Origin of the sequence: Pseudonocardia sp. EV170527-09 (genome assembly GCF_008369905.1) — a bacterium.
Lineage (GTDB): Bacteria > Actinomycetota > Actinomycetes > Mycobacteriales > Pseudonocardiaceae > Pseudonocardia.
This window is the reverse complement of the sequence record NZ_VRMC01000300.1, coordinates 1-605: the sequence shown is the minus strand read 5'-3', so window position 1 is coordinate 605 and position 605 is coordinate 1. Positions and strand designations below refer to the sequence as shown.

Sequence of the window (605 nt, the reverse complement as noted above, 5' to 3'; positions counted from 1 at the left end):
GGACCCTGGCCGACGGCTGGGCCTACGCCCGACTCTATGAGTCGACCCGCCAACGCAACGACGCCCTACCCGGCTGGCTGCACTTCTACAATCACCACCGCGCTCACTCCGCCATCGGCGGCCAGCCACCAGTCACCAGGCTGACCAACCTCCCTGGACATCACAGCTAGTCGGCGCCCGGGACGCTGCCCGGGGGCAGGAAGTCGACGTCGTGCAGGGCCGACTGCCGGACGACCTCGGCCGGGTCGGTCAGGTCGTGCAGCCGGTCGAACAGGTGGGCCAGCCGGCCGGCCGGGCTCACCCAGAACAGGGCGCGCGCGTCGCCCTGTTCCTTGTTGTAGTAGGCGTGTGTCCGCGTACGGGCTCTGATGTCGCTGTAGGTACGAGCTGGTTTGTCGTTGGTCCGGCGCGTCGGACCGAAGATCAGCTCAGGGAGGGACGACCCTCCGGGCTCTGTCAACCACCAAGCAGACGAGCCCGGAGGGTGGTCGCCCGTGATCCTGCCTGTGGAGGCATGGATGGATATCAGGAGGTTCGCCCCGCTGCGCGCGGCCGGGGCGACGTGGAAGGAAATCGCAGCTCAAGCTGGGTGCGACTGGCGCACC

General features: G+C 68.4%; 2 protein-coding genes. One reads left to right on the top strand and one right to left on the bottom strand.

Translation table 11 applies throughout. The features are described from left to right. Positions 1-170, top strand: a 170-nt coding sequence (locus FVA95_RS29225) for an integrase core domain-containing protein (RefSeq protein WP_149663001.1), incomplete at its 5' end; no start/stop codon positions are given. Here FVA95_RS29225 and FVA95_RS32320 read toward each other — a convergent pair. Next, complete coding sequence (locus FVA95_RS32320; RefSeq protein WP_205016046.1) at positions 167-460, bottom strand: hypothetical protein; 294 nt, start codon at positions 458-460, stop codon at positions 167-169. The two genes, FVA95_RS29225 and FVA95_RS32320, sit on opposite strands and share 4 nt — an antisense overlap. Positions 461-605 lie beyond the last annotated feature (145 nt).